The organism is Promicromonospora iranensis, from assembly GCF_028994775.1.
Classification (GTDB): Bacteria; Actinomycetota; Actinomycetes; order Actinomycetales; family Cellulomonadaceae; genus Promicromonospora; species Promicromonospora iranensis_A.
Genome location: NZ_JAJQMN010000002.1, coordinates 459607 through 482317 on the forward strand (window position 1 = coordinate 459607; position 22711 = coordinate 482317).

22 protein-coding genes are annotated in these 22711 nt (G+C 71.7%); 15 read left to right on the forward strand and 7 right to left on the reverse strand.

Going from position 1 to position 22711, the window contains the following annotated elements; translation table 11 throughout:
- The first annotated feature begins 2 nt into the window (after positions 1–2).
- The 6 genes from LUU90_RS04830 (at position 3) to LUU90_RS04855 (ending at position 5205) form a co-directional block, all read left to right on the forward strand.
- Positions 3–554 (forward strand): hypothetical protein, encoded by a 552-nt coding sequence (locus LUU90_RS04830; RefSeq protein ID WP_275002151.1) that lies wholly within the window; start codon positions 3–5, stop codon positions 552–554.
- Complete coding sequence (locus tag LUU90_RS04835; protein ID WP_275002152.1) at positions 551–1228, forward strand: hypothetical protein; 678 nt, start codon at positions 551–553, stop codon at positions 1226–1228. The genes LUU90_RS04830 and LUU90_RS04835 overlap by 4 nt, the downstream gene beginning before the upstream one ends.
- The gene (locus LUU90_RS04840; RefSeq protein ID WP_275002153.1) at positions 1225–1812 is read left to right on the forward strand and encodes a hypothetical protein; all 588 of its coding nucleotides are present in this window, start codon (positions 1225–1227) and stop codon (positions 1810–1812) included. Before LUU90_RS04835 ends, LUU90_RS04840 begins: the two co-directional genes overlap by 4 nt.
- A 52-nt stretch (positions 1813–1864) precedes the next feature.
- On the forward strand, positions 1865–2233 hold the full coding sequence (locus LUU90_RS04845) for a metal-sensitive transcriptional regulator (RefSeq protein WP_275002154.1): 369 nt from the start codon (positions 1865–1867) through the stop codon (positions 2231–2233).
- Between the two features lie 49 nt (positions 2234–2282).
- Positions 2283–2591: a heavy-metal-associated domain-containing protein gene (locus LUU90_RS04850; RefSeq protein ID WP_275002155.1), complete on the forward strand. Its 309-nt coding sequence runs from the start codon at positions 2283–2285 to the stop codon at positions 2589–2591.
- 202 nt (positions 2592–2793) lie between these two features.
- Positions 2794–5205, forward strand: coding sequence for a heavy metal translocating P-type ATPase (locus tag LUU90_RS04855; RefSeq protein ID WP_275002302.1), 2412 nt, complete (start codon positions 2794–2796; stop codon positions 5203–5205).
- Positions 5206–5285: 80 nt separating this feature from the next.
- On the opposite strand, the gene LUU90_RS04860 is transcribed toward LUU90_RS04855, so the two are convergent.
- The 4 genes from LUU90_RS04860 to LUU90_RS04875 are packed head-to-tail and all read right to left on the reverse strand — an operon-like array spanning position 5286 to position 7981.
- On the reverse strand, positions 5286–6128 hold the full coding sequence (locus LUU90_RS04860; RefSeq protein ID WP_275002156.1) for an ABC transporter permease: 843 nt from the start codon (positions 6126–6128) through the stop codon (positions 5286–5288).
- Complete coding sequence (locus tag LUU90_RS04865; RefSeq protein WP_275002157.1) at positions 6125–6973, reverse strand: ABC transporter ATP-binding protein; 849 nt, start codon at positions 6971–6973, stop codon at positions 6125–6127. The genes LUU90_RS04860 and LUU90_RS04865 overlap by 4 nt, the downstream gene beginning before the upstream one ends.
- Entirely contained in the window at positions 6970–7272 is a 303-nt protein-coding gene (locus LUU90_RS04870) for a transcriptional regulator (protein WP_129782740.1), read from the reverse strand. The genes LUU90_RS04865 and LUU90_RS04870 overlap by 4 nt, the downstream gene beginning before the upstream one ends.
- Positions 7265–7981 (reverse strand): hypothetical protein, encoded by a 717-nt coding sequence (locus tag LUU90_RS04875; protein WP_275002158.1) that lies wholly within the window; start codon positions 7979–7981, stop codon positions 7265–7267. Before LUU90_RS04875 ends, LUU90_RS04870 begins: the two co-directional genes overlap by 8 nt.
- 150 nt (positions 7982–8131) lie before the next feature.
- Between LUU90_RS04875 and LUU90_RS04880 the strand changes: the two genes are divergently transcribed.
- The 3 genes from LUU90_RS04880 to LUU90_RS04890 all read left to right on the forward strand — a co-directional run bounded on the left by LUU90_RS04880 (position 8132) and on the right by LUU90_RS04890 (position 13211).
- Positions 8132–9646: a S10 family peptidase gene (locus LUU90_RS04880; RefSeq protein ID WP_275002159.1), complete on the forward strand. Its 1515-nt coding sequence runs from the start codon at positions 8132–8134 to the stop codon at positions 9644–9646.
- Positions 9647–9753: 107 nt separating this feature from the next.
- Positions 9754–10551, forward strand: coding sequence for a CPBP family intramembrane glutamic endopeptidase (locus LUU90_RS04885; protein ID WP_275002160.1), 798 nt, complete (start codon positions 9754–9756; stop codon positions 10549–10551).
- A gap of 107 nt (positions 10552–10658) precedes the next feature.
- Positions 10659–13211, forward strand: coding sequence for a lysylphosphatidylglycerol synthase transmembrane domain-containing protein (locus tag LUU90_RS04890; RefSeq protein ID WP_275002161.1), 2553 nt, complete (start codon positions 10659–10661; stop codon positions 13209–13211).
- A gap of 109 nt (positions 13212–13320) precedes the next feature.
- On the opposite strand, the gene LUU90_RS04895 is transcribed toward LUU90_RS04890, so the two are convergent.
- Positions 13321–13602 carry an HU family DNA-binding protein gene (locus LUU90_RS04895; RefSeq protein WP_275002162.1) on the reverse strand — a complete coding sequence of 94 codons (282 nt, stop codon included), beginning with the start codon at positions 13600–13602 and terminating at the stop codon, positions 13321–13323.
- A gap of 274 nt (positions 13603–13876) precedes the next feature.
- Between LUU90_RS04895 and LUU90_RS04900 the strand changes: the two genes are divergently transcribed.
- The gene (locus LUU90_RS04900; RefSeq protein ID WP_275002163.1) at positions 13877–15319 is read left to right on the forward strand and encodes an MFS transporter; all 1443 of its coding nucleotides are present in this window, start codon (positions 13877–13879) and stop codon (positions 15317–15319) included.
- On the opposite strand, the gene LUU90_RS04905 is transcribed toward LUU90_RS04900, so the two are convergent.
- Both LUU90_RS04905 and LUU90_RS04910 read right to left on the reverse strand, forming a co-directional pair.
- A complete protein-coding gene (locus tag LUU90_RS04905; RefSeq protein WP_275002164.1) occupies positions 15316–16065 on the reverse strand; it encodes a copper resistance CopC family protein in 750 nt (249 codons plus the stop codon). The genes LUU90_RS04900 and LUU90_RS04905 overlap by 4 nt on opposite strands.
- 102 nt (positions 16066–16167) lie before the next feature.
- Positions 16168–18246, reverse strand: a complete 2079-nt coding sequence (locus tag LUU90_RS04910; RefSeq protein ID WP_275002165.1) for an NAD(+) synthase — start codon at positions 18244–18246, stop codon at positions 16168–16170.
- A gap of 95 nt (positions 18247–18341) precedes the next feature.
- Here LUU90_RS04910 and LUU90_RS04915 point away from each other — a divergent pair, with 95 nt between their 5' ends.
- The 5 genes from LUU90_RS04915 (at position 18342) to LUU90_RS04935 (ending at position 22704) form a co-directional block, all read left to right on the forward strand.
- Positions 18342–18773: an HIT family protein gene (locus LUU90_RS04915; protein WP_275002166.1), complete on the forward strand. Its 432-nt coding sequence runs from the start codon at positions 18342–18344 to the stop codon at positions 18771–18773.
- Positions 18774–18878: 105 nt separating this feature from the next.
- Positions 18879–19175 (forward strand): DUF4287 domain-containing protein, encoded by a 297-nt coding sequence (locus LUU90_RS04920; protein ID WP_275002167.1) that lies wholly within the window; start codon positions 18879–18881, stop codon positions 19173–19175.
- 51 nt (positions 19176–19226) lie between these two features.
- A complete protein-coding gene (locus LUU90_RS04925) occupies positions 19227–20462 on the forward strand; it encodes an amidohydrolase (protein ID WP_275002168.1) in 1236 nt (411 codons plus the stop codon).
- Between the two features lie 179 nt (positions 20463–20641).
- Positions 20642–22021, forward strand: coding sequence for a sensor histidine kinase (locus LUU90_RS04930; RefSeq protein ID WP_275002170.1), 1380 nt, complete (start codon positions 20642–20644; stop codon positions 22019–22021).
- Positions 22018–22704: a response regulator gene (locus LUU90_RS04935; RefSeq protein ID WP_275002172.1), complete on the forward strand. Its 687-nt coding sequence runs from the start codon at positions 22018–22020 to the stop codon at positions 22702–22704. Before LUU90_RS04930 ends, LUU90_RS04935 begins: the two co-directional genes overlap by 4 nt.
- Positions 22705–22711: the final 7 nt, after the last annotated feature.

The following is a 22711-nucleotide window of genomic DNA, read 5'->3' on the forward strand; positions in this document are numbered from 1 at the left end:
GGATGCAGATCGCCGAGCAGCAGCAATCGCTCCTGGACCGCCTGTTCTTCGTGCTGGCCCTGTGCATCTGCGCAGAGCTTCTCGTCGGCGGAGCAGTGAACATCGTGGTGCAAAGCCTCGCCGGCCCGATAGCGGGCGACCACCTCGCCTTCGTGGTCTGGCGTGCCCTGGCGTGGATACCGGCCCTGCTCTACGTCACGATGGTCGTGCTCTCCGTGCCCCTGCCCCGCTCCACGGGCCGCGCCCCCAGGACGCCGGCAGCTGGACGCATGCGGCTGCCGGTCGTGGGGCGTGGCGCGCTGCTCTTCTTCGGGTTCATGACGCTGTGGGGAACGTGGATGCATGCCGTCTCGTTCCTCTCGGCGGACGCGCCGGTGCCTGGGTCGGCGGCACTCGTCGTCTACGTGGTGTTCGGCGGGATCGCACTCCTCGTGCTGCGCATCGTGCTCGGCTGGCTGCGCCTCGTTCCCCGTTCCTGGCGCGTCGCACCTGAGCCCGCACCGGGCGTCGAGATCCCCGAACAACGATTCGCTCCCTCCAAGGACGACACATGACCGGCTTGCGCGCTCACTCGTACACGCTGGTCCTGCCGCCCGGATTCGTGCTGGTGCCCGTCCAGGGGGACACGAAGGCCAACGTGGCGACCGTGCTCCGTGGGTTCTACGGCAAGATCGCCGACGACAGGATGCGCGGCCGCGTGCGCATGCTCGAACGCTCCCTCGTGCACGTAGCGACACAGGCGAAGGACAAGGGCGTCGTCGACCTGGTCCTCCCCCTCGGTGTCCCGTGGCAGGCCCCCGTCTCGCTCTCGTGCACCTTCGCGCCCGCGTTGCTGACCGGCCCCGCCGTCGGTCCGGACGCCACAGAGGTCACCACACGAGCCGGTCAGGCGATGCGCGAGGTGGTCCTGCACGAGGCAGACGCCCAGCTCCCTGACCTGGACGGCCTCGACCTGCCCGGCGGGTCGGGCGCCGACTCGTCCAACAGCCCCCTGCGGACGGTGCACCACGTCTGGGAGCCGCCCGTGCCGGACGTCGGGCGCCTGATCGGTACGTTCACGATCGCCGGCTCCGACGACCCCGAGCTGGCGCCGCTCGTCGACGCCCTGACCGAGCTCGGCGACACGATCATGTCGTCCCTGGCCTGGAGAGGGCTCCGGATCGACGGCGGAGCGGTCGACGCGAAGGTGCCGGCCTCGGACACCACCGGACGAGAGGGCGCACCATGACGATCCGGATCGACTTCGACACCGACCGCTGGGTCTACGTCCCGGAACGGTTCCCGTGGAACGGCCAGAGCTCCGAGGAGTGGGTGGCCACCGTTGCTCGACTCGCGTCCGAGGCGTTCGAGTACACGACCGTCGAGCACACCAACCTGGTCCGGGTCCTTGGCATGCTGCTGCAGTACCCCCGGATGGCCGAGGCGGTGCACCGGTTCGCGATGCTGGGCACCGCGGACAAGACGTTCGCGATGGTGCAGGTCACCGACACGCCCACCGACCCGGAGCTCGACGACGAGATGCTGCTCGGCCTACCCGAGCCGCGCGCGACCAGAGAGCCCGACGTCGCCGACGTCGACGGCGCCATCGGCCGGGGCCGCCGTTCGATCCGTTACGTCGCCGAGCCGGCTCTCGGTGGCGACATCGTGGTGTCCGTCAACTGGGCCTGGCGCGCAGCCGGCCGTGACGTCGTGGTCACGTTCGGCACAACGAACCTGGTGGAGCTCGACTCGTTGCTGCCCGTGCTCGACGAGTTCGCCGCGTCGATCAGCATCAGCGAGAGTGATCCGGAGCTCGACGCCGCATCCTGGTGAGGTGTGACCTGGACACTTGACTCTCTACCCCCTCGGGGTATCTGATAGAAGGATGACCGAGGCGACGGAGACCACCGAGGCGGCAGTGGTCGCTGTCGGGCAGAATGATCATCATGAGGCGGACGGCGCGCACGACGGGCCGCACGGCTACGCGTCCGACAAACCCGCGTACCTGAAACGGATGCGCCGCATCGAGGGTCAGGTACGCGGCATCGCGCGCATGATCGACGAGGATGCGTACTGCATCGACGTGCTGACACAGGTCAGCGCCGTGACGAAGGCTCTGCAGGCAGTGAGCCTCGCGCTCGTCGAGGACCATCTGGGGCACTGTGTGGTGGACGCCGCCAAGGCATCGGACTCCGACGGCGCCGCCAAGGTGAAGGAAGCCTCCGACGCGATCGCCCGCCTCGTCCGCATGTGAACACCAACGAGCCCGCCGTCCGAGCGGGCCCGCCATCCGAGGAGACGACATGACGACCGTGACCAAGCTGGCCGTGACCGGCATGACCTGCGGGCACTGCGTGTCCGCCGTGACCAACGAGCTGAAGGGCGTCCAGGATGTTCAGGACGTCAGCGTCGAGCTGCACGCCGGGGACACCTCGCTGGTGCGCGTGATCTCCAAGCTGCCCCTCGCCGAGGCACCCCTGCGGGACGCCATCGACGAGGCCGGCTACGACGTGACCGGCGTCGAGGTGCTCGAGAACGCGGTCGCCGCCGAGTCCGCGGCGCAGGCCCCGGCTCGCCAGGCCAACCGCACGCTGCCGATCGTCTCGTCCTGACCGTCCGTGCTCCGGACCGGAGCCGGGCCTGCGCCGCCACACCTCTTCGAGGTCTAAGTTTCTCCCTTCTGAACCGATTCAAGACGGAGAAACTTAGGCCTCGAAGGGGTTGGCTGGCGAGGCACCCCACCCCAGAAGGAGAACCGTGAGCGCCGTTGAGGCCCCGTACCCCGTCGGTGAGGTCGAGCTCGCCGTGTCCGGGATGACGTGCGCCTCGTGCGTGGCCCGGGTCGAGCGCAAGCTCAACCGGCTCGACGGCGTCGCCGCGACCGTGAACCTGCCCCTGGAGTCGGCACACGTGGTGCTCTCGTCGCAGGTCACCGACCAGGACCTCGTCGGTGCCGTCGAGTCGGCCGGGTACGAGGCGCACGTGACGCGGCGCCGGACGGCGAACGGGACGCCGGACGGCTCCGGCACGTCCGGCGCCGACGGCGCACCCGGCGAGGCCCCCGGCGCAACCGCCGGTGCCGAGTACCGCGGTGACGACCTGCTCCGCCGCCTACGGGTCTCGGCGGTGCTGACGGTTCCGGTGCTCCTGCTCTCGATGGTCCCGGCGCTGTCGTTCCCGGGCGGCGAGTGGGTGGTCGCCGCGCTGGCACTGCCCGTCGTCGCGTGGGGCGCCTGGCCGTTCCACGCCGCTGCGGTGCGAGCCGCGCGACACGGGACCTCCACGATGGACACGCTCGTATCGATCGGGGTGCTCGCGGCGACCCTGTGGTCACTGTGGGTGCTGGTCGCCGACGCGCTCCGGCCCGCGGATCCCGGCGCCGGGCCGGGCCTGTACTTCGAGGTCGGCGCGGTCGTCACCACCTTCCTCCTGGCCGGGAGGTACGCCGAGCACCGGTCCCGGCGTCGTGCCGGCGACGCCCTGCGCGCACTTCTCAACCTGGGCGCCAAGAACGCCGAGCGCATCATGCTCGGCCCGGACGGCAACCCCCTGCGGCTGCCCGACGGCGGCTGGCGCACCACCGCCGTGCCCGTCACCGCCCTGCAGGCCGGTGACGTGTTCGCGGTGCGCCCCGGCGGCACGGTCGCCACCGACGGGACGGTGGTGGAGGGCACCTCCGCCCTCGACACCTCGCTGGTCACCGGCGAGCCGGTGCCGGTCGACGTGGCACCGGGCGACGACGTGGTGGGCGGCACGGTCAGCACCTCGGGGCACCTGCTGGTGCGTGCGACCCGGGTGGGCGAGGACACGATGCTGGCCCGCATCGGGCGGCTCGTGGCACAGGCACAGACGGGCAAGGCTCCCGTGGCGCGGCTCGCGGACCGCATCTCCGCGGTGTTCGTGCCCGTGGTGCTCGTGCTCGCCGTGCTGACCCTGGCCGGCTGGCTGGCCGTGACGGGGGAGGTCGAGGCCGCGTTCACCGCCGCCGTCGCCGTGCTGATCATCGCGTGCCCCTGCGCGCTGGGGCTGGCCACGCCCACCGCGATCCTGGTCGGCACGGGCCGCGGTGCCCAGCTGGGCGTGCTGATCCGGGGCCCGGAGATCCTGGAGAGCACGCGCCGCGTCGACACGGTGGTGCTCGACAAGACCGGCACGGTCACCGAGGGCCGCATGCGGGTGGTCGACGTGTGGAGCACCGGGACCCGGCAGCCCTCGACCGAGGCCGACCCGCCGACGGCCGAAGCTGCCGAAGCTGCCGAAGCCGACCTGCCGCCGGCCGAGCCGGCCGAGGCCGAGGCCGACGCCAACCACCTCAGCGACGCGCCCGACGTGCTGCGGTACGCGGCGGCCGTCGAGTCGCTGAGCGAGCACCCGATCGCGAGCGCGATCGCGGCGGCGGGACGAGCCGCCGGTGAGCCGGACACCGAGACACCGCTCGAGGTCACGGGCTTCATCGCGCATCCGGGCGGCGGCGTCGAAGGACTGGTCCGTCGTGCGCACTCGGGCCTCGCTCTCGGCGGGGCGCTGAACACCCGCCGCGTGCTGGTCGGCCGCCTCACCTGGCTCGCCGAGCAGGGGATCACCGTCCCGGAGGAGGTGCGCACCGCCGTCGGGCAGCAGGAGCGGGCCGGGGCCACCGCCGTGGCCGTGGCCTGGAACGGGATCGCCCGCGGGATGATCGCGCTGCGCGACCCGGCCAAGTCGACGTCGGCCCTGGCCGTCGCGGAGCTCCAGGAGCTGGGTCTGCGGCCCTACCTGGTGACCGGCGACTCCGAGGGTGCCGCCCGGGTGGCCGCGCAGGCCGTGGGCATCCCCGATGTGGACGTGATCGCCCGCGTGCTGCCCGCCGACAAGGCCGCCGTGGTGGCCAGGCTCCAGGCCGAGGGGCACACGGTGGCGATGGTGGGCGACGGCGTGAACGACGCCGCCGCGCTCGCCACCGCCGACCTCGGCCTCGCGATGGGCACGGGCACCGACGTCGCCATCGAGGCGAGCGACATCACGCTGGTCCGCGGCGACCTGCGGGCCGCCGCGAGCGCCGTACGCCTGTCCCGGAAGACTCTGCGGGTCATCAAGCAGAACCTGTTCTGGGCGTTCGCGTACAACGTCGCGGCGATCCCGCTGGCGGCGGCCGGCCTGCTCAGCCCGATGATCGCGGGCGGGGCGATGGCGGCCAGCTCGCTCCTGGTGGTCACGAACTCGCTCCGCCTCCGCCGCGCGGAGTAGGCCCTCGCCGGTCGAGCCCCTCGTTGGTCGAGCTTGTCGAGACCGCGCAGGCCCCGACAAGCTCGACCAGCGGTTCCGGCTCAGCGGAAGCGGCGGCCCTCGTCGTTGCGGTAGGCCACCACGGCCAGTACCGCGAACAGGATGGTCCAGCCGGCCAGGACGGGGAGTGCCAGCGTGTAGGCCTCCGCCCCCGTGGTGGCCTGGACCAGCAGGTCGCGGCCGGCCCGGGTGGGCGTGGCCTGGGAGATGGCGTCGAGCCAGCCCGGGAACATCTGGGGCGGCATGAACAGCCCGCCCGCGAAGGCCAGCGGGAACAGGATGATCTGCACGACGGGCAGCGCGGCCTTGGCCGACAGCGCGTACCCGATGCCCATGCCGAGCAGCACGAACGGCACGGACACCGCGAGGATGGTCCCGATCCCGGCGAGCAGCTGTCCGGGTGTCAGGGTGGCCGACGTGAACAGCCAGCCGATGATGATCAGCGGCAGCAGGCCGAACAGGGAGAAGGCCCCGCCGTTGAGCACACGCGCGACCATCTGCGGGCCGGGGCCCGCCGGCAGCGAACGCAGGAACGGGTAGAACGGGAGCTGCCGGTCCTCGGCCACGCCCAGCCCGTAGGTGAACAGGCTGGCCGAGCAGACCGCGAACAGCCCGAGCCCGGCGACGGCCGTCGTCGCGAACAGCGGGTTGCCCGCGACCCCCTGCTGCGGCACGACGAAGAAGAACATGGACAGCGCCGGGAACAGCACGTTCCCGAGCACCGCGATCGGGATCCGGACGGTCTCCAGGAACTGGTACCTCAGGTGCAGCCACGTCAGCGCGAGGAACGGCTGGGTGCGCGCACCACCGTCCGGACCCGCGGGCGCGTCCGTGACGGGTCGCCTCGTGGCCCCCGTGCTGTTCGTGGTCATGGTCTCGCTCATCGCGCTGCTCCTTCCGTGGCCTCATGGCTCACGAGCTGTCCGAAGGCCTCCTCCAGCGACGCGCCCCGGATCTCCAGGTCGCGGAACTCGGTCCCTGACGTGACCAGGTCACGCACGAAGGCGTCCGAGTCGGGGACAAGGTGCTCCTGCCGCACCCCTGCGGCGTCGGTCAGCAGCACACGGCGCACGCCGACGCGGCCGAGGACGGTCTCGAGGGAGTCGTCCGCGAGCACCTTGCCGTGGTCGATCACCACCACGCGCTCGGCGAGCGCCTGCACCTCCTCGAGGTAGTGCGAGGTCAGCAGCACGGTGCCGCCGTCGGCGTGGTACCGGCGGATGGCGTCCCAGAGGGCGGTGCGCCCCGAGACGTCGAGCCCGGTGGTGGGCTCGTCGAGGAGCACCACGCTCGGCCTGCCCACCAGGGACAGCGCGACGGCGAGCCGCCGCTTCTGCCCGCCGGACAGCGAACCGGTCTGGCGCCTGCCCAGCTCGGAGAGCCCGAACTGGTCCAGCAGCTCGTCGGTCGGCACGGGGACGGGGTAGTGACCGGCCACGAAGTCGACCACCTCGCGTACACGGAGCGTCGCGGGCAGCCCCGTCTCCTGCGGGGTGAGGCCGAGCACCGTGCGCGCCGCGGGGTCCCGCGGGTCCTGGCCGCCCAGGCGCACCACCCCGGCGTCGGGCCGACGCTGGCCGCTGACCAGCGACAGCAGCGTGGACTTGCCGGCCCCGTTGGGGCCGAGCAGGCCGACCAGCTCGCCGTGCCCCACCTCCAGCGAGACATCGTCGAGGGCGACGACGTCGCCGAAGCGCCGGGTCACCCCTCTGACCTCTACCGCGCTCATCCCTGTGCTCCTTTCAGAAGGTCCATCAGTGCCGCCTGGTAGTCCGCGAACGCGGTGCGGCCGGTATCGGTGAGGGCCAGGTACGTCGCGGGCATCCTGCCCTCGTGGGTCTTGGTGACCCGTACGTAGCCGGCGTCCTCCAGCTTGCGCAGGTGGGTCGACAGGTTTCCGGCGGTCATGTCGAGCAGCTTCCGCAGCTTGGGAAAGGCCACCTCGTCCCCGCGGCCCAGGGCCGCGAGCGAGGCCACCACCCGCAGGCGTGCGGGCGCGTGGATGACGGGGTCGAGCTCCTCAGGCACCGTGCCCACCGCCCTCCGTCCGTCGCGGGACGGACCCGGGCGACCGGCGCCGGGCACGGAACCACTGCTCCACCGCGACCATGGCCAGGAACCCGCCACCGCCCGCGGCCGCCATCACCAGGTAGGTGTTCGGCATGCCCGCGAACGCGGCGGCGACAGCCGTGACGAGCATCCACGCGCCGAGGGCGTACATCCGGACCTCCTCGAAGAGGAGAGCGCACGCGATGTACAGGAGGCCGACGATCATGCAGGCGAACCCGTTGGAGGCGATCGCCATGACCTCGGGGGACGCACCGGCGTGGCCCATAGCACCCAGCAGCACGCCGAAGGCGGTGAAGGCGAGGAACCAGGACCACCCGTACATGGCACCGAGCCGGGCGCTCGCGCCACGGGTGCCCGCGGTGCGCGTGATGCTGTGCACGATGGTGAACACCACCGCGCCGAGGATGCACCCTGCGAGGACCCAGCCCGCCCAGCTCTCCGCCAGGCCCGTGTCGCGGGCGCTGAGCCACATGGCGAGGTAGCCGATCAGCCACGCGAGACCCCACGCGGCGAACAGCAGGCGCCCGTCGGGCTCGGTGGCGTCCCGTGCGGCCTCCTGCTGCTGCCGGATCAGCCGCAGGGTCTCGGCGGGGCTCAGGCCGGCGCCAGACGCCGGGCCGTCGTCGCTCGCTCGTACCGGCTCGCCTGCCGGGGTGTCGTCCGTCATCGTCTCCGCCTCAGGTTTGGTTTGTACTGCAAACCAGTTTGCCGGATGGCGGTCCGGACCGCAAGCACTTTTACGTGCGGAGATCTCCGGCCTACGCCACCCGCTGAATCCCCTGGAGACCGCTTCCCCGGGCGAGGTAGGTTCCCGGGCGTGACCGACGACGAGAAGACCAGCCAGACCGACATCGCGACGAGCACGGCGGGAGCGCCCAAGAAGGCCGAACCCACCGACGACCTCGTCACCACGGCGCACACGCTGCACACCCCGCAGGGCGACCTGTCCTACACCGCGACGACCGGCCGGATCGTGCTGCGCCAGGAGGTCCTCACCGACGACAAGTACGACGGCCGCAAGCCCAAGGCCGAGGTCTCGATCACGTACTACACGCTTGATCCTTCGACGGGTCCTGAGGGGCAGGACACGGACGTGACGCGGCGGCCGGTGACGTTCGCGTTCAACGGTGGCCCCGGCTCGTCGTCGGTGTGGCTGCACCTGGGCCTGCTCGGGCCCCGCCGGGTCGACTCGGGCGATGTCGGCAACCTGACCGCGCCGCCGTACGGGCTGGTCGACAACCTGGAGACGCTGCTGCACGTCTCCGACCTCGTGTTCATCGACCCCGTCTCCACGGGCTTCTCACGCGCCACCGAGGGCGAGCAGGCCAAGCCGTTCCACGGGTTCACGGGCGACCTCGAGTCCGTCGGCGAGATCATCCGGCTGTGGACGAGCCGCAACGACCGGTGGATGAGCCCCAAGTTCCTGATCGGCGAGTCCTACGGTGGCACCCGCGGCGCAGCCCTCGCCGAGTACCTGCAGCAGCGCTTCGGGATGTTCTTCAACGGCGTCATGCTCGTCGCTCCGGCGCTGAACCTGGAGGCGCTGTTCGACGGCGAGCACTCCAACCTGCCGCACCCGCTGTTCCTCCCCCTCTACGCCGCGACGGCGCAGTACCACGGCCTGCTCGGCGACCGCACGCTGGACGACGTCGTCGCCGAGGCCAGGGACTGGGCTGAGACCTACGCCTCGATCCTCGCCCGCGGGGCCCGCGTGCCCGACGACGAGCGCGCCGCCGCCGTCACGAAGATCGCGTCCCTGACCGGCCTCAGCGAGGACTACGTCGACCGCGCCAACCTGCGGCTCGAGCACACCCGCGTCTATGCGGAGCTGCTGCGCTCGCGCCGTCTCGTGACCGGCCGCCTCGACACCCGGTTCACCGGGCCCGCCGACCACTACATCCACGAGCAGATGCCGTACGACCCGTTCATGACCGCCACCTCCGGGCCGTACACCGCTGCCCTGCACCACTACCTGCGCGGCGAGCTCGAGTACGAGCACGACGCGATCTACGAGGTGCTGTCCCGCCAGGTGCACCCCTGGTCGTACAAGGAGTTCGAGGGCCAGGCGGTCGACGTCGCCGACAAGCTCGCGACGGCGATGATCATCAACCCGCACCTGCAGGTGCACATCGCCATGGGCCGGTACGACGGCGGTGTGCCCGTCGAGGCGATCGAGTACAGCCTCGACCAGATGGCGATCCCGGCTTCCTACCGCGACCGCATCGAGACCCGGGTGTACCCGGCGGGCCACATGATGTACGTCCACCCGGAGTCCCGCGTGGCGCAGGCAGCGGATCTCGCGGACTTCGTCCGCCGCGCGTCGAACCGCTGACCGATGGTCGGCAGGACGTCAGGTGATCGGCACCTCGAGCTGCCGATCACCTGACGTTCTGCCGACCGGCTGCCGTACTGCCAGGAGCAGCAGGTAAGTTTCCCGGCGTGAGCGTCAGCCAGCAGCCAGTCTCCAACCGTCGCGTCGCTGCCGAGGTGTGGATAGTGCTCGGGCTCAGCCTGGGCCAGTCCGCGGTGTACGCCCTCGTCAACATCGCGGCTCGCCTCACCGCAGAGACCCCCCTCGGGGAGCAGACCGCCACGCTCAACGCGAGCCAGTCCGAGCGCCCGTACCTCGATCTGGTCTACCAGCTGCTGAGCATCGGGTTCGCGCTGGTCCCGGTGGCCCTGGCCCTCTACCTGCTCAGCGAGCACGGCCGCAGCGCCGTCCGCAGCCTGGGCCTGGACCGGTCCCGCCCCGGTCGGGACCTCGGCTGGGGTGTCGCCCTGGCTGCCGCCATCGGCATCCCGGGGCTGGCGTTCTATGCCCTCGGCCGCGCGCTGGGCATCACCGTCGAGGTGCAGGCCAGCGCGCTGGACACCCACTGGTGGACGGTGCCGGTGCTGCTGCTGAGCGCGTTCCAGAACGGGCTGCTCGAAGAGGTGATCGCCGTCGGCTACCTCTACGAGCGCACGCGGGAGCTCGGCTGGAACCGGGTGAAGTTCATCGTCGCCAGCTCGCTCCTGCGCGGTTCGTACCACCTGTACCAGGGCATCGGGCCGTTCCTCGGGAACGTGGTGATGGGCGTCGTCTTCTCGTGGTTCTACACCTCGCCGAGGTTCCAGCCCGACGGTCGGCGCCGCGTCATGCCGCTGGTCGTCGCCCATACCCTGCTCGACGTCGTGGCATTCGTCGGCTACGCCCTCGTACCCGCCGAGTGGCGCGAGGCCCTGGGGATCCGGTGAGCCGGCGCAGGCAGACACCAGAAACATCACGGACCTGACCCGGATATAGCGGGTGTCACGCCGGTACCTCCGGTCATGCGCGGCCCAACGCCCCTAGAATCCGATTCATGTCCACCTCGCGCACCGGCCGCGCTGACGCCGGTGCCGACCTGACCGCAGCACCGCACTCAGCACCGGCCGCCTCCGACCTCGTTCGCGTCGTCGACACGCCGGAAGAGCGTGTGCGGCACCCCCGTGCGCTGGTGTGGATGATCGGGTGCGCGCTCGGCATCGCGGGCGTCATGTTCCTGTCGGTGGCCGCGCACGGCACCACGGCGGGCGTCACCGAGGACGTCCGTAGCTTCAACGACCTGCTGGCCACGCTCCTGTTCGTCCCGGTCGCGGTGCTGCAGGGCCTGGTCAGCCTGTTCGCCCCGGTCGCCGTGATGATCGAGCTGGGGGTCCGCCGCCTGGGGCGGCAGATCGTCGAGTCGATCATCGGTGCCGTCCTCGGCCTGCTCCTGGGGGTCCTCACCACCGTCCTGCTGTACCAGTTCGGCTCGGACGAGCTCGTACGGGGCATGTCGGTGTGGGAACGCGGGACCGGCTACGTGCTGGCCATCCCGGAGTACGCGGTAGCCGTCACGGCGATGCTCACGGTCGCCGGGCCGGCCACCCGGCGTCGAACCGTCCGCATCTCGTGGAACCTGATGTTCGCGGCACTGCTGATCGTGCTGATCACCGGACAGGTGTCGCTGCCGGGTGTGCTCGTCGCCCTGCTGCTCGGCCGGCTCGCCGGCTCGTCGGTGCAGTACGTCTCGGGCACCCGCAGCGAGCGTGCCTACGGGGCGGACCTCGTGGCGGCCGTGCGACGCGCGGGCTTCGTGCCGACGTCGCTCGCCCGGGTGCACGCCCAGCCGGAGCAGGCCGGCGACGAGGCCACGGCGTCCGCCCAGGCCGCCAGGAGTGCCGCCCCGGACGCCGCGCCCGCCGACCCGGTGGCGCTCGCCCTGAGCCGCGCGGGCGACCACCGCGTCTACGCCCTCTACTGCCACGACGACGTGCGCCGCGACGTCGTGGTGCTCGACGGCGACCGCCAGGTCGTCGGGCTCATCACGCGCCTCTGGCGGGCCCTGCGGCTGCGTGGCATCGAAGGGCGGGCCGCCATCTCGCTCAAGGCCGTCGCCGAGCGCACCGCCCTCCTGTCCTACGCCGCGACCGCCGCCGGGGTCCGCACCCCGCGGCTCCTGGGGATCGGCGAGTTCGGCGACTCGATAGCGCTCGTCCTGGAGCACGCCTCCGCGGCCCGGTCGCTCCGAGACCTGCCCGACGACGAGGTGCACGACGACGTCCTCGCCGAGGCCTGGGAACAGCTCGGCCGGGCCCACGGCGCGGGGCTCACGCACCGCGCCCTCACGCAGGACATCGTGCTCACGCACCGGGACCCCGACGGCGGGCCGCACGTGTGGATCACCGGCTGGGAGCAGGGCGACATCGCGTCGTCGCCGCTGTCGCGGCGACTCGACCTCGTGCAGATGCTCGCGCTCATCGGCCTGCGGGTCGGCCCACGCCGCGCCGTCGCCTCGGCGGTCCGCGCCCTGCCCGACGCCGACATCGCCGCCATCGGTCCCCTGATCCAGTCGATCGCGCTGCCCCGGACCACCCGCGAGGAAGTACGCCGCACGAAGGGCCTCCTCGGCGAGCTGCGGGACGCGCTGGTGGAGCGACTGCCCGAGGCCAGCGTCCAGCCGCAGCGCATCTCCCGGTTCAGCGCCCGCACGGTGCTCACCACGACGCTGATGATCATCGCGGTCGCCGTGATCGTCACCACCATCAACTTCAACGAGATCGCGCAGGCCGTGCGCGAGGCCAACCCGTGGTGGATCGCGGTGGCGTTCGCCCTCGCCATCATCACCTGGTTCGGCGCAGGCCTCACGCTCGTCGCGTTCTCACCGGCCCGCGTACCGATCGCGCGCGCCACGCTCACCGCGGCCGCGGGCTCGTTCGTGGCGTTGGCGGCCCCGGCCGGGATCGGTCCGGCCGCCCTGAACCTGCGGCTGCTGACCCAGCGCGGTGTCTCGATGTCGATGGCGGTCGCCACCGTCGCGCTGGTGCAGGTGTCGCAGTTCGTCGTCACGGTGCTGCTGCTCGTGGCCCTGTCGATCTTCACCGGGTCCGGCGCGCTCGTGGAGCTGCCGTCACCGGCGGTCCTGATCACGCTGGCGGGCATCGCGCTCGCCGTCGTCGCGACGCTGCTGGTGCCGCCCGTACGGCGCTGGGGCATGGGGTACATCGGGCCGCGGCTGCGGCAGGTGTGGCCCCGGCTGGCCCAGATGCTGAGCCACCCCGGCCGGCTGGCGCTCGGCGTGGCGGGCAACCTCGTCATGACGCTCGGTTACATCGTCGCCCTGTGGTGCTGCCTCGCGGCGTTCGGGGAGTCGCTCTCGCTGGTCGACATCGCGCTCGTCAACCTCGTGGGCAACGCGCTGGGTGCGCTCATCCCGACACCCGGCGGCCTGGGCGGCGTCGAGGGCGCCCTGACAGCCGGTCTGACGGCCGCCGGTGTACCGGCCACCATCGCGTTCTCCGCGACCATCCTGTACCGCCTGTGCACCTACTGGGGCCGCGTACCGATGGGCTGGGTCGCGATGAAGTACCTGGAGCGCAAGGGCGACCTCTGAACGTCCGCCTGAACGTGCGCCGGCCGCGACCCGCACCGAACGTGCGAAGGCCCGACCCCCTGGTGGGGAGCCGGGCCTTCGCGTCGCTGTAGAAATCAGCGGCGAAGCGTCACTTCGCGACGGCCTTCTTCAGCAGCGAGCCGGCGCTGATCTTGACACCGAAGTTCGCCGGGATCTGGATCTCCTCGCCGGTGCGCGGGTTACGGCCCGTGCGGGCGGCACGCTCGACGCGCTCTGCCGAGAGGAAGCCCGTCACCTTGACGGCCTCGCCCTTGGCGAGCGACTCGATCAGCACCTCCTGGAAGGCGTTGAGCGCGGCCTCGGCCTCGGTCTTGTTGATCTCAGCCTTGGCGGCGATGGCCGAGACGAGCTCGGACTTGTTGAGCGACATGCGGTTCCCTTCATCGGTCACGTCGTGCGGCGGTACCCGCCCGACGACGAGGCCCCATACTGCCAGCAGATCGGCAGGAATTCGCGGAGAACAGGCACTTCCACGGCGAGTCGTGGGTAACTTTCCGCTCTCAGAGGACGCGAACCTGTGTACGAGCCTGTGGACGACGACGGTGGAGGGCCCTCCGAGGCGATGTCACCTCGCACTATCCGATGACTTCCGCAACCCATAGCGGTCTACCGTTCTGGTACTGCTTCGCCAATGAGAGGAAATCGTGGAGAAACCGCCGTCCGAGGTCCCAGCCACCGTCGAGGGCGCCGTGAACGGCTCCCAGGACGCTGCGGAACCCGGCGTGCCTGCCCCCGCGGACGTCCCGCACGCACGCCGCAACCTGGTCGTGCTCGTGTTCAGCAACCTGCTGGCCGGCGTCGGGGTCGCGTCCGGTGCCGCCGTCGGCGCACTGCTCGCCGAGAGCCTGGGTGGCACGTCCATGGCCGGCCTGGCACAGGCCGTCGGCGTGCTCGCCGCCGCGGTCGCCTCGATCCCGCTCGCCACGCTCGCGCAGGTCCGCGGACGCCGCTGGGCACTGTCGCTCGGCTACGCCCTGTCCACGATCGGCGCGCTGCTCATCGTGACAGCGGCGGTGGTCGGACAGCTCGTCGTGCTGCTCGTGGGCCTCACCCTGTACGGCGTGGCGAACGCGACCAACCTGCAGTCCCGGTACGCGGCCGCCGACAACGTCGGTTCGGGTGCCCGCGCCAGGACCATGTCGGTCGTCCTCTGGTCCACCACCGTCGGATCCGTGGTGGGGCCCAACCTCGCGGCACCGGGAGCTGTGGTGGGCAGCGGGCTCGGCGTACCCGCGCTCGGCGGCCCCTACCTCTTCTCGATCGTCGCCTACCTGCTGGCCGGGCTCGTGCTCGCGGTCCTGTACCGGGACCCCGCGGGCAGCGCGGCGGTCTCGGCCGCGAGCAGTGCCGTCGGCCGGGTGGGCACGCAGGACGACGGCGGTGCGCGCGCCGAACCCCGGCGGACCGGTGCCCTGGCCGCGCTGCGCTGGGCGTGGGCGCACCCACGGGCCCGGTTCGCCGTGGTGACCACCGCCGTGGCGCACGGCGTGATGATCATGGTGATGGTGATGACGCCGGTCCACATGCAGCACGGCGGGATGTCGCTGCAGCTGGTCGGCATCGTGATCAGCCTGCACGTGCTGGGGATGTTCGCGTTCAGCCCGGTGTTCGGGTGGCTGGCCGACCGGTTCGGCCCCCTGCGCGTCGCCGTCGGCGGGATGGTGCTCCAGGGCGCCGCGGTCGTCCTGGGCTTCACGGCGGCCGCCCTGGTGCCCGAGCCCGGAGCGCACGCCGGTGCGCACGCCGGGCACAGCACCGCCGCACCGGTGCTCGACACGGAGGTGCTCACGGCGGTCGCGCTCGTGCTGCTCGGGCTCGGCTGGTCGGCGTGCGTGATCGCGTCGTCGGCAGTCCTGGCTTCCGTGGCGGAGCCCCACGTCAAGCTGCCCCTGCAAGGTGCGACGGACGCCCTGATGAACTACTTCGGCGCGGGCTCCGCGGCCCTCGCCGGCCCGCTCCTGGCCTGGGGCGGGTTCCAGGCGGTCAACACGGCGGGCGCCATCCTGCTCGTGCCGGCCGTCGTGACGGTGATCCTGGCGGTCCGGGCGGCGAGGCCGGCCCGGCCTGCCGGCGACCTGGTGCGTTAGACCTTCGGCTTGTCGTCCGGGTTCGCGTTGGGCTTCTCGCCGTCCGGGTCCTCCGGGTCGGACTCGTTGGCCCGGCGCAGCCGGTCGTTCTCGAGGATCTTGCGTCGCATCATCACCACGACACCCAGCACGACCAGCACCGCGGCGACGAGCCCGCCGGTCACGGCCAGGCCGCTGACACCGGCGCCGTCGCCGGCACCGGCCAGCTCGGCGGGCGTGGTGGGCTGCTCCGCGCCGTCGGTGGCGGTCGGCTCGGCCTCGGTCGTCGCAGCCTCGGTCGGCTCGGCCTCCTGCGTGGACATCTCGGGCTCCTCTTCACCCTCGGGGAGCTGGCCCTCCACCGTGTAGGTGAACTCGCCGTCGATCGGGTGCCCGTCGGAGGAGACTACGTGCCACGCCACGGTGTACTCGCCCGGCGGCACGCCCTCGGCGAGCTGGGCGGTCACCACCTTGTCGTCGACCTGGATGTTCTCGCTCTCCGCGACGAGGCGGCCGTGGGAGCCGACCAGGGCGACCTCGATGCCCGTGTCGAGAGGCGACGCGCTGAAGGTGAGCGAGATGGTCGCCGGGTGCTCGTCGAGTGTCGCGCCGTCCTTCGGGTCGGACGACAGGAGCTGGTCGTGAGCGCTCGCCGGACCACCCACCAGGAGCAGTGCGACGAAGGTCAGGATCGCCGCGAACACGGTGATCACCCGGACGAGGCGACGGTTCCCGGGCCGAGCCAGGGCAACGGAGACAGCAGGCATGGTGGCACCCTACCCGCCCGAGATACCCGCCCGAGATGTGGGCGGGTCCGGTCGCGACGAGACGTCCGCTCGAGGCGCAACGATCGCGCCGAGAGCAGAAGATCACGCTCTCGGGACGTTGTTCTCCAGCTCCGTCAGCCAGGCCGCCGACGTCGCGTCCGACGGCATCCGCCAGTCGCCGCGCGGCGACATCGTGCCGCCCGGAGACACCTTCGGGCCGTTGGGCAGGGCCGACCGCTTGAACTGCGAGGCGAAGAAGCGGCGCACGAACACGTCGAGCCAGCGCCGGATCGTCGCCAGGTCGTACTCCGTGCGGCCCGACGACGGGAACCCGGGCGGCCACTCGCCGTCGTCCACCGCGTGCCACGCGTGCCAGGCCAGGAACGCGATCTTGGACGGCCGGTAGCCGCGCCGCAGCACGTGGAACAGCGTGAAGTCCTGCAGGGCGTACGGACCGACGGTCGCCTCGGTGGACTGTGGCGTCTCGCCCTCCTCGGTGGGGATCAGCTCGGGCGTGATCTCCTGCTCGAGGATCTCGGACAGGACGGCGTTGACCGGGCTGCTCTTCAGCTGCGCGAACTGGCCGCTGTCGACCGTCCACCGGATGAGGTGCTGGATCAGCGTCTTCGGCACGCCGGTGTTCACCGCGTAGTGCGACATCTGGTCGCCCACGCCGTACGTGCACCAGCCGAGCGCCAGCTCGGAGAGGTCGCCCGTGCCGAGCACTATCCCGCCGCGGTGGTTCGCGAGCCGGAACAGGTAGTCGTAGCGCAGACCGGCCTGGACGTTCTCGAAGGTCACGTCGTACTGCTTGGTCCCGTCGGCGAACGGGTGGTCCAGGTCGCGCAGCATCTGCTCGGCGGCGGGCCGGATGTCGAGCTCCTGGAACGTCACGCCCAGCGCCTCGGAGAGCCGGACCGCGCGGTCCTTGGTCTCCTCGCCGGTCGCGAAGCCCGGCATCGTGAACGCGTGGATGTCGGTGCGGGGCCGGCCGAGCCGGTCCATGGCCTTGGCCGCGACGATCAGCGCGTGCGTCGAGTCCAGGCCGCCGCTGACGCCGATCATGATCTTCGGCTGGCCGATGGCGCGCAGGCGCTGCTCGAGGCCGGTGACCTGGATGTTGTACGCCTCGTAGCAGTCCTGGGCGAGGCGGTCGGCGTCGTCGGGCACGAACGGGAAGCGGTCCACCTTGCGCCGCAGGCCGATGTCGCCCTGCGGTGGCCGGACGCTGAACGTGATCTCGCGGAACCTTGCGCCGGTGGTCGAGCCCAGGCCGTTGGCCGCGACCATCCCCAGCCCGCGCCGGTTGTCGTCGAAGGTGCCCTGCCGGAGCCGTTCCTGGCGCAGGCGATCCAGGTCGACGTCGACCACGGTGGCGCGTGCGCCGTCGGGGAACCGCTCGGTCTCGCCGAGCAGGTCCCCCGCCTCGTAGACCATGGTCTGCCCGTCCCAGGACAGGTCGGTGCTGGACTCGCCCTGGCCTGCGGCCGTGTAGACGTAGGCGGCGTTGCAGCGGTAGCTCCCGCTGCGCACGATCAGCCGGCGGTCCTCGGCACGGGCCACGGTGACAGGGCTCGCCGACAGGTTCAGCAGCACCGTCGCGCCCGCGAGCGCCGCGAGCGCGCTCGGCGGCACCGGCACCCACATGTCCTCGCAGACCTCGACGTGGATGTTGAGCCCGCGCACGTCGTCGGCCCGGAAGATCAGGTCCGCGCCGATCGGCACCTCCTCACCGAGCAGCGTGAGGGTGCCGCGGTGCTCGTCGCCCGGAGCGAACTGCCGCTTCTCGTAGAACTCGCGGTAGTTCGGCAGGTAGGACTTGGGCGCGATGCCGAGGATCCGCCCCCGGTGGACGACGACGGCGGTGTTCAGCAGGCGGCTCCCCACGAGGAGCGGTGCCCCGACGACCAGCATCGTGGTCAGGTCGAGGCTGGCCTGCCGGATGTCGGCGAGCGCGTCGAGCACGGCCTCCAGCAGCGTGTCCTGCATGAGCAGGTCGTCGATCGCGTAGCCGCTCAGGCAGAGCTCGGGGAACACCGCGACGGCGACGCCGTCGTCGTGCAGCTGCCGCGCCTGCTCGACCACCATCGCGGCGTTGGCCGCGGGGTCGGCGACGGCGACGGGGATGGTGCAGGCCGCGACCCGGGCGAACCCGTGGGCGTAGGCGTTGTAGAAGTCCACGGGTTCGAGTCTATGGATGCGCGCGAAGGTACGCGGCGCGGGGCATCTCGACGCCGGCCCGTCCCACGAGCCCTTCCGTTCGCTACGGTCCTCCCATGACTCAGGACCCCGACTGCCTGTTCTGCCGCATCGTGCGCGGTGAGCTGCCTTCGACCCGGATCGACGAGGACGAGCGCACGCTCACCTTCATGGACATCAACCCAGCCTCCGACGGGCACGCGCTCGTGATCCCGAAGGCACACGCCCGCGACCTGCACGACATCACTCCCGAGGACCTGGCTGCCTGCTCCGTGACCGCGCAGCGCATCGCGGGCCGGGCCGTTGACCGGCTCGGCGCCGACGGCGTGAACCTCCTGAACTGTGCCGGGGAGGCTGCCTGGCAGACGGTCTTCCATTTCCACATCCACGTGGTGCCCCGGTTCCGTGACGACCCGGTGCGTGACGCGCTCCGCCTTCCGTGGACGCCGACACCGGGCGACCCGGCGCGCATCGCCGCCGCGGCAGACCTTCTGCGCCCGACCACCTGAGCGCGGGCGTCCCACTCGGGGAACCATCGATGAGTTCCGGCGTCCTCGCCGTCTGACCTCCGAGGACCCGGTACGGTCCGGTGTCCCCATGTGAAAGGAGCACGCATGTCTTTCCAGGCCTACCTCGACGCCGTCGAGACCAAGACCGGCCACACCCCGCGTGAGCTCATCAAGCTCGCGGAGGAGCGCGGATTCGACGCTTCCACCAAGGCGGGGCCGATCCTCGAGTGGCTCAAGGAGGACTACGGCCTGGGTCGCGGGCACGGCATGGCCATGGTCCACGTGATCACCAAGGGGCCGCAGATCAGCACGAAGCACGTGGGCACCTCGGGCTCGCACCGCGACGACTCCGACGTCCTCTGGCTCGACGGCAAGGCGACCAACCCGGCGGCGTCCGGCTGAGTGGCCGACCGGGTGTCCTGACACCTCGTTACCTCGGGTAATGATGTACCCATGACAACCCGCTCCAGCATCGCCATCGTCAACGCCCACGTCGTCCCCGTCGCCACCGAGGCCGTCGAGCACGGGACGGTCCTCATCGAGGACGGCGTCATCACCGCCGTCGGGCCGGATGTCACCGTTCCCGAGGGAGTCGAGAGCATCGACGCGCAGGGCCGATGGCTCCTGCCGGGGTTCGTCGAGGCCCACGGCCACCTCGGTGTGCACGAGGAGGGCGAGGGCTGGGCCGGCAACGACACCAACGAGATGACCGACCCCGACGGTTCCGCGCTGCGCGCCCTCGACGCCATCCACGTCGACGAGGAGGGCTTCCGCGACGCTCTCGCCGGAGGCGTGACGACCGCGGTGATCAAGCCGGGGTCGGGCAACCCGATCGGCGGCCAGACCGTCGCGATCAAGACCTGGGGCGGCCGTACCGTCGACGAGCAGGTCCTCAGCGACTCGGTGTCGGTCAAGAGCGCGCTCGGCGAGAACCCCAAGCGCGTCTACGGCGACAGGAAGCAGCTTCCGTCGACCCGCCTGGGTGTCGCGGCCGTGATCCGCAAGGCGTTCGTCGACGCCCAGAACTACGTCGCCCAGCGTGACGCCGCGGCGGCCGAGGGCAAGCCGTTCGAGCGCGACCTCGGCAAGGAGACCCTGGCCCGTGTCCTGGCCGGTGAGCTCGCCTGGGACCAGCACACGCACCGCGCGGACGACATCGCCACGGCGATCCGCCTGTCCGAGGAGTTCGGCTACCGGCTGGTCATCAACCACGGCACCGAGGGCCACAAGATCGCCGATGTGCTCGCCGAGAAGGACATCCCGGTCATCTACGGCCCCATGTTCACGTCGCGCTCCAAGGTCGAGCTGCGTGACCGGTCGATCCTCAACCTGGTCAAGATGGCCGACGCCGGCGTCCGGGTCGCCATCACCACCGACCACCCCGTCATCCCGATCAACTTCCTGGTGCACCAGGCGACCTTCGCCCTGCGCGACGGCCTGCCCTGGGCCACGGCCCTGGCCGCGATCACCACCAACCCGGCGTCGTTCCTCGGCCTGGACGGCCGAGTGGGCGCCATCAAGGAAGGGCTCGACGGCGACGTCGTGCTCTGGTCGGGGGACCCGCTCGACACCACGGCGCGCGCCGAGCGCGTCTTCATCACGGGCACCGAGGTCTACACCTGGGACCCCGCCGCGGACGGCGGCCGCGGAGCCGGCCACGTCCTGGAGCGCGCAACCCGCTTCGCCTGACCCCACGCGGTCGGCACAACACCGCGTGGTCGGCATAACGTCATGTGGTCGGTACCTCGGAATGCCGACTACCTGACCTTCTGCCGACCACCCCCACCGGGTGGTCCAGCACCCCGGGGTGACATACATCGGCACCCTGGGGGGACGCAGCGGAGTACCGCTCGGCGTAGCGTGCGAGCATGCCGGGCACCACCCGTCCCACGAGCGACGTCCCTACCGACCCGCACGCCCCCGGGCCGTTCGACCGCGTACGGCCCCGCGTGTTCGTCGCGGTCGCCACCGTTCTCGCCACCAACCTGGGCTCGATCGGTGCCGCGCACGGTCAGACCTGGGCTTCGGAACCCGGCCTTGTCGGGTTCCTCCTCCTACTGGTCTCACCCGCGGCGCTGCTCTTTCTCCTACCGCTGCGTCCGGCGCTCGCCACAGCGCTCTCGGTCGCGGCGACCGTCACGTTCCTGCTGCTCGGGTTCCCGTGGGGACCGGTGTTCCTCGGCCCGCTCGCCGTGCTCGTCGGCGTCATGCTCAGCGGCGAGGTGCGCCGGGCCCGCCTGATCGCATGGTCGGGCGCCGCCCTGCTCGCCGGGGGCATCGGCGCCGCGGCCTCGCTGATCGCACCGCGCGTCGAGCGGCTGGTGGTCGAGCGGCCGCAGTGGCGGCACGATGACTGGGGGCCGGGCTCCGGCGGTCCGAGGTGGAGCGGCGGGGACAGCGCCTGGTTCCTCACCCCGACCGCGCTGATCGCGGCAGCCGCATGGCTCGTCGTCGTGCTGCTGATCGCGAGCTCGGCACGGGACCGGGTCGCGCGGCGCACCGCGGCACGAGCCGCCGCACGGGCCACGGCCGCGGAGCGCGAGCGCACCGCCGTCGCCTCGGAGCGTCTGCGGATCGCCCGCGAGCTGCACGACGTCCTCGCCCACTCTCTGTCGGCAATCAACGTCCAGGCCGGGGTGGGCCTGCACCTGCTCGAGAAGAATCCCGGGCAGGCCCGCGAGGCGCTGACCCACATCCGTGACACCAGCAAGGATGCCCTCGCGGAGGTCCGCACCGTGCTGGGCATCGTCCGCGAGGGCACCTCCCCGATCGCCCGGGACGCGCTGCCCGACGCCGCCGCGCCGCTCGCCCCCACCTGGGACCTCACCGGGCTGCGGGACCTGGCCGACCAGGCCCGCGCCGACGGTCTCGACGTCACCGTCCAGCTCGCCGCCGACGTCGGCGAGCTGCCCGACCACGTCGTCGGCGTCGTGCACCGCGTGGTGCAGGAGTCGCTGACCAACGTGCGCAGGCACGCGCCGTCCGCCCGTCGCGTGACCCTGCGGGTCACCCGGGGCGAGGGCGTCGAGGTGGTCGTGGCCGACGACGGCGTCCCGGCCGGCGGGCCGGTCGAGCCCGGTTACGGGCTCCTCGGGATGCGCGAACGGGTCGAGGGATCCGGTGGCACGCTCACCGCCGGCCCACGCCCGGACGGCACCGGCTGGGAGGTCCGGGCTACGCTGCCGGCGCCGAGGCAGGCGAGCTCGGCGAGCGAGGCAGCACCGACCGAGACCGGAGGACCCGCATGATCGACGTCCTGCTCGCCGACGACCAGGCCCTGGTACGCGGTGGGTTCCGCGCGCTGATCGACTCCGAGGACGACATGCGTGTCGTCGCCCAGGCCGCCACCGGCGACGAGGCGGTGGCGCTCACTCTCGACCACCTCCCCCAGGTGGTACTCATGGACATCCGGATGCCGGGCCTGGACGGGCTCGAGGCGACACGGCGGATCATCGCCGAGCCCCGGGCGGCGGGCGTGCACGTGGTCGTGGTGACGACGTTCGAGCTCGACGAGTACGTCACCGAGGCCATCCGTGCGGGAGCCTCGGGCTTCCTCGTGAAGGACACCGAGCCGGCGGAGCTGGTGCGGGCCGTGCGGGTGGCGGCGTCCGGCAACGCTCTCCTGTCACCCACGGTGACCCGGCGGCTGCTGGCCAAGGTGGCGGAGGCGACGCGCACGGTCCGGCCGGTGCCCGCGCTCGACGAGCTGACCCCGCGCGAACGTGAGGTGCTCGTCGAGGTGGCGGGCGGGCTGGCGAACGACGAGATCGCCCGCAAGCTGTACCTCTCGGAGTCGACGGTGAAGACCCACGTCTCCCGGGTGCTGATGAAGACCCGCTCGCGCGACCGCGCGCAGCTCGTGGTGCTCGCGTACGAGGCGGGCCTCGTCCGCCCCGGGTGGGCCGGAGGTGCAGCGCAGGGTGGGGGCTGAGGAACGA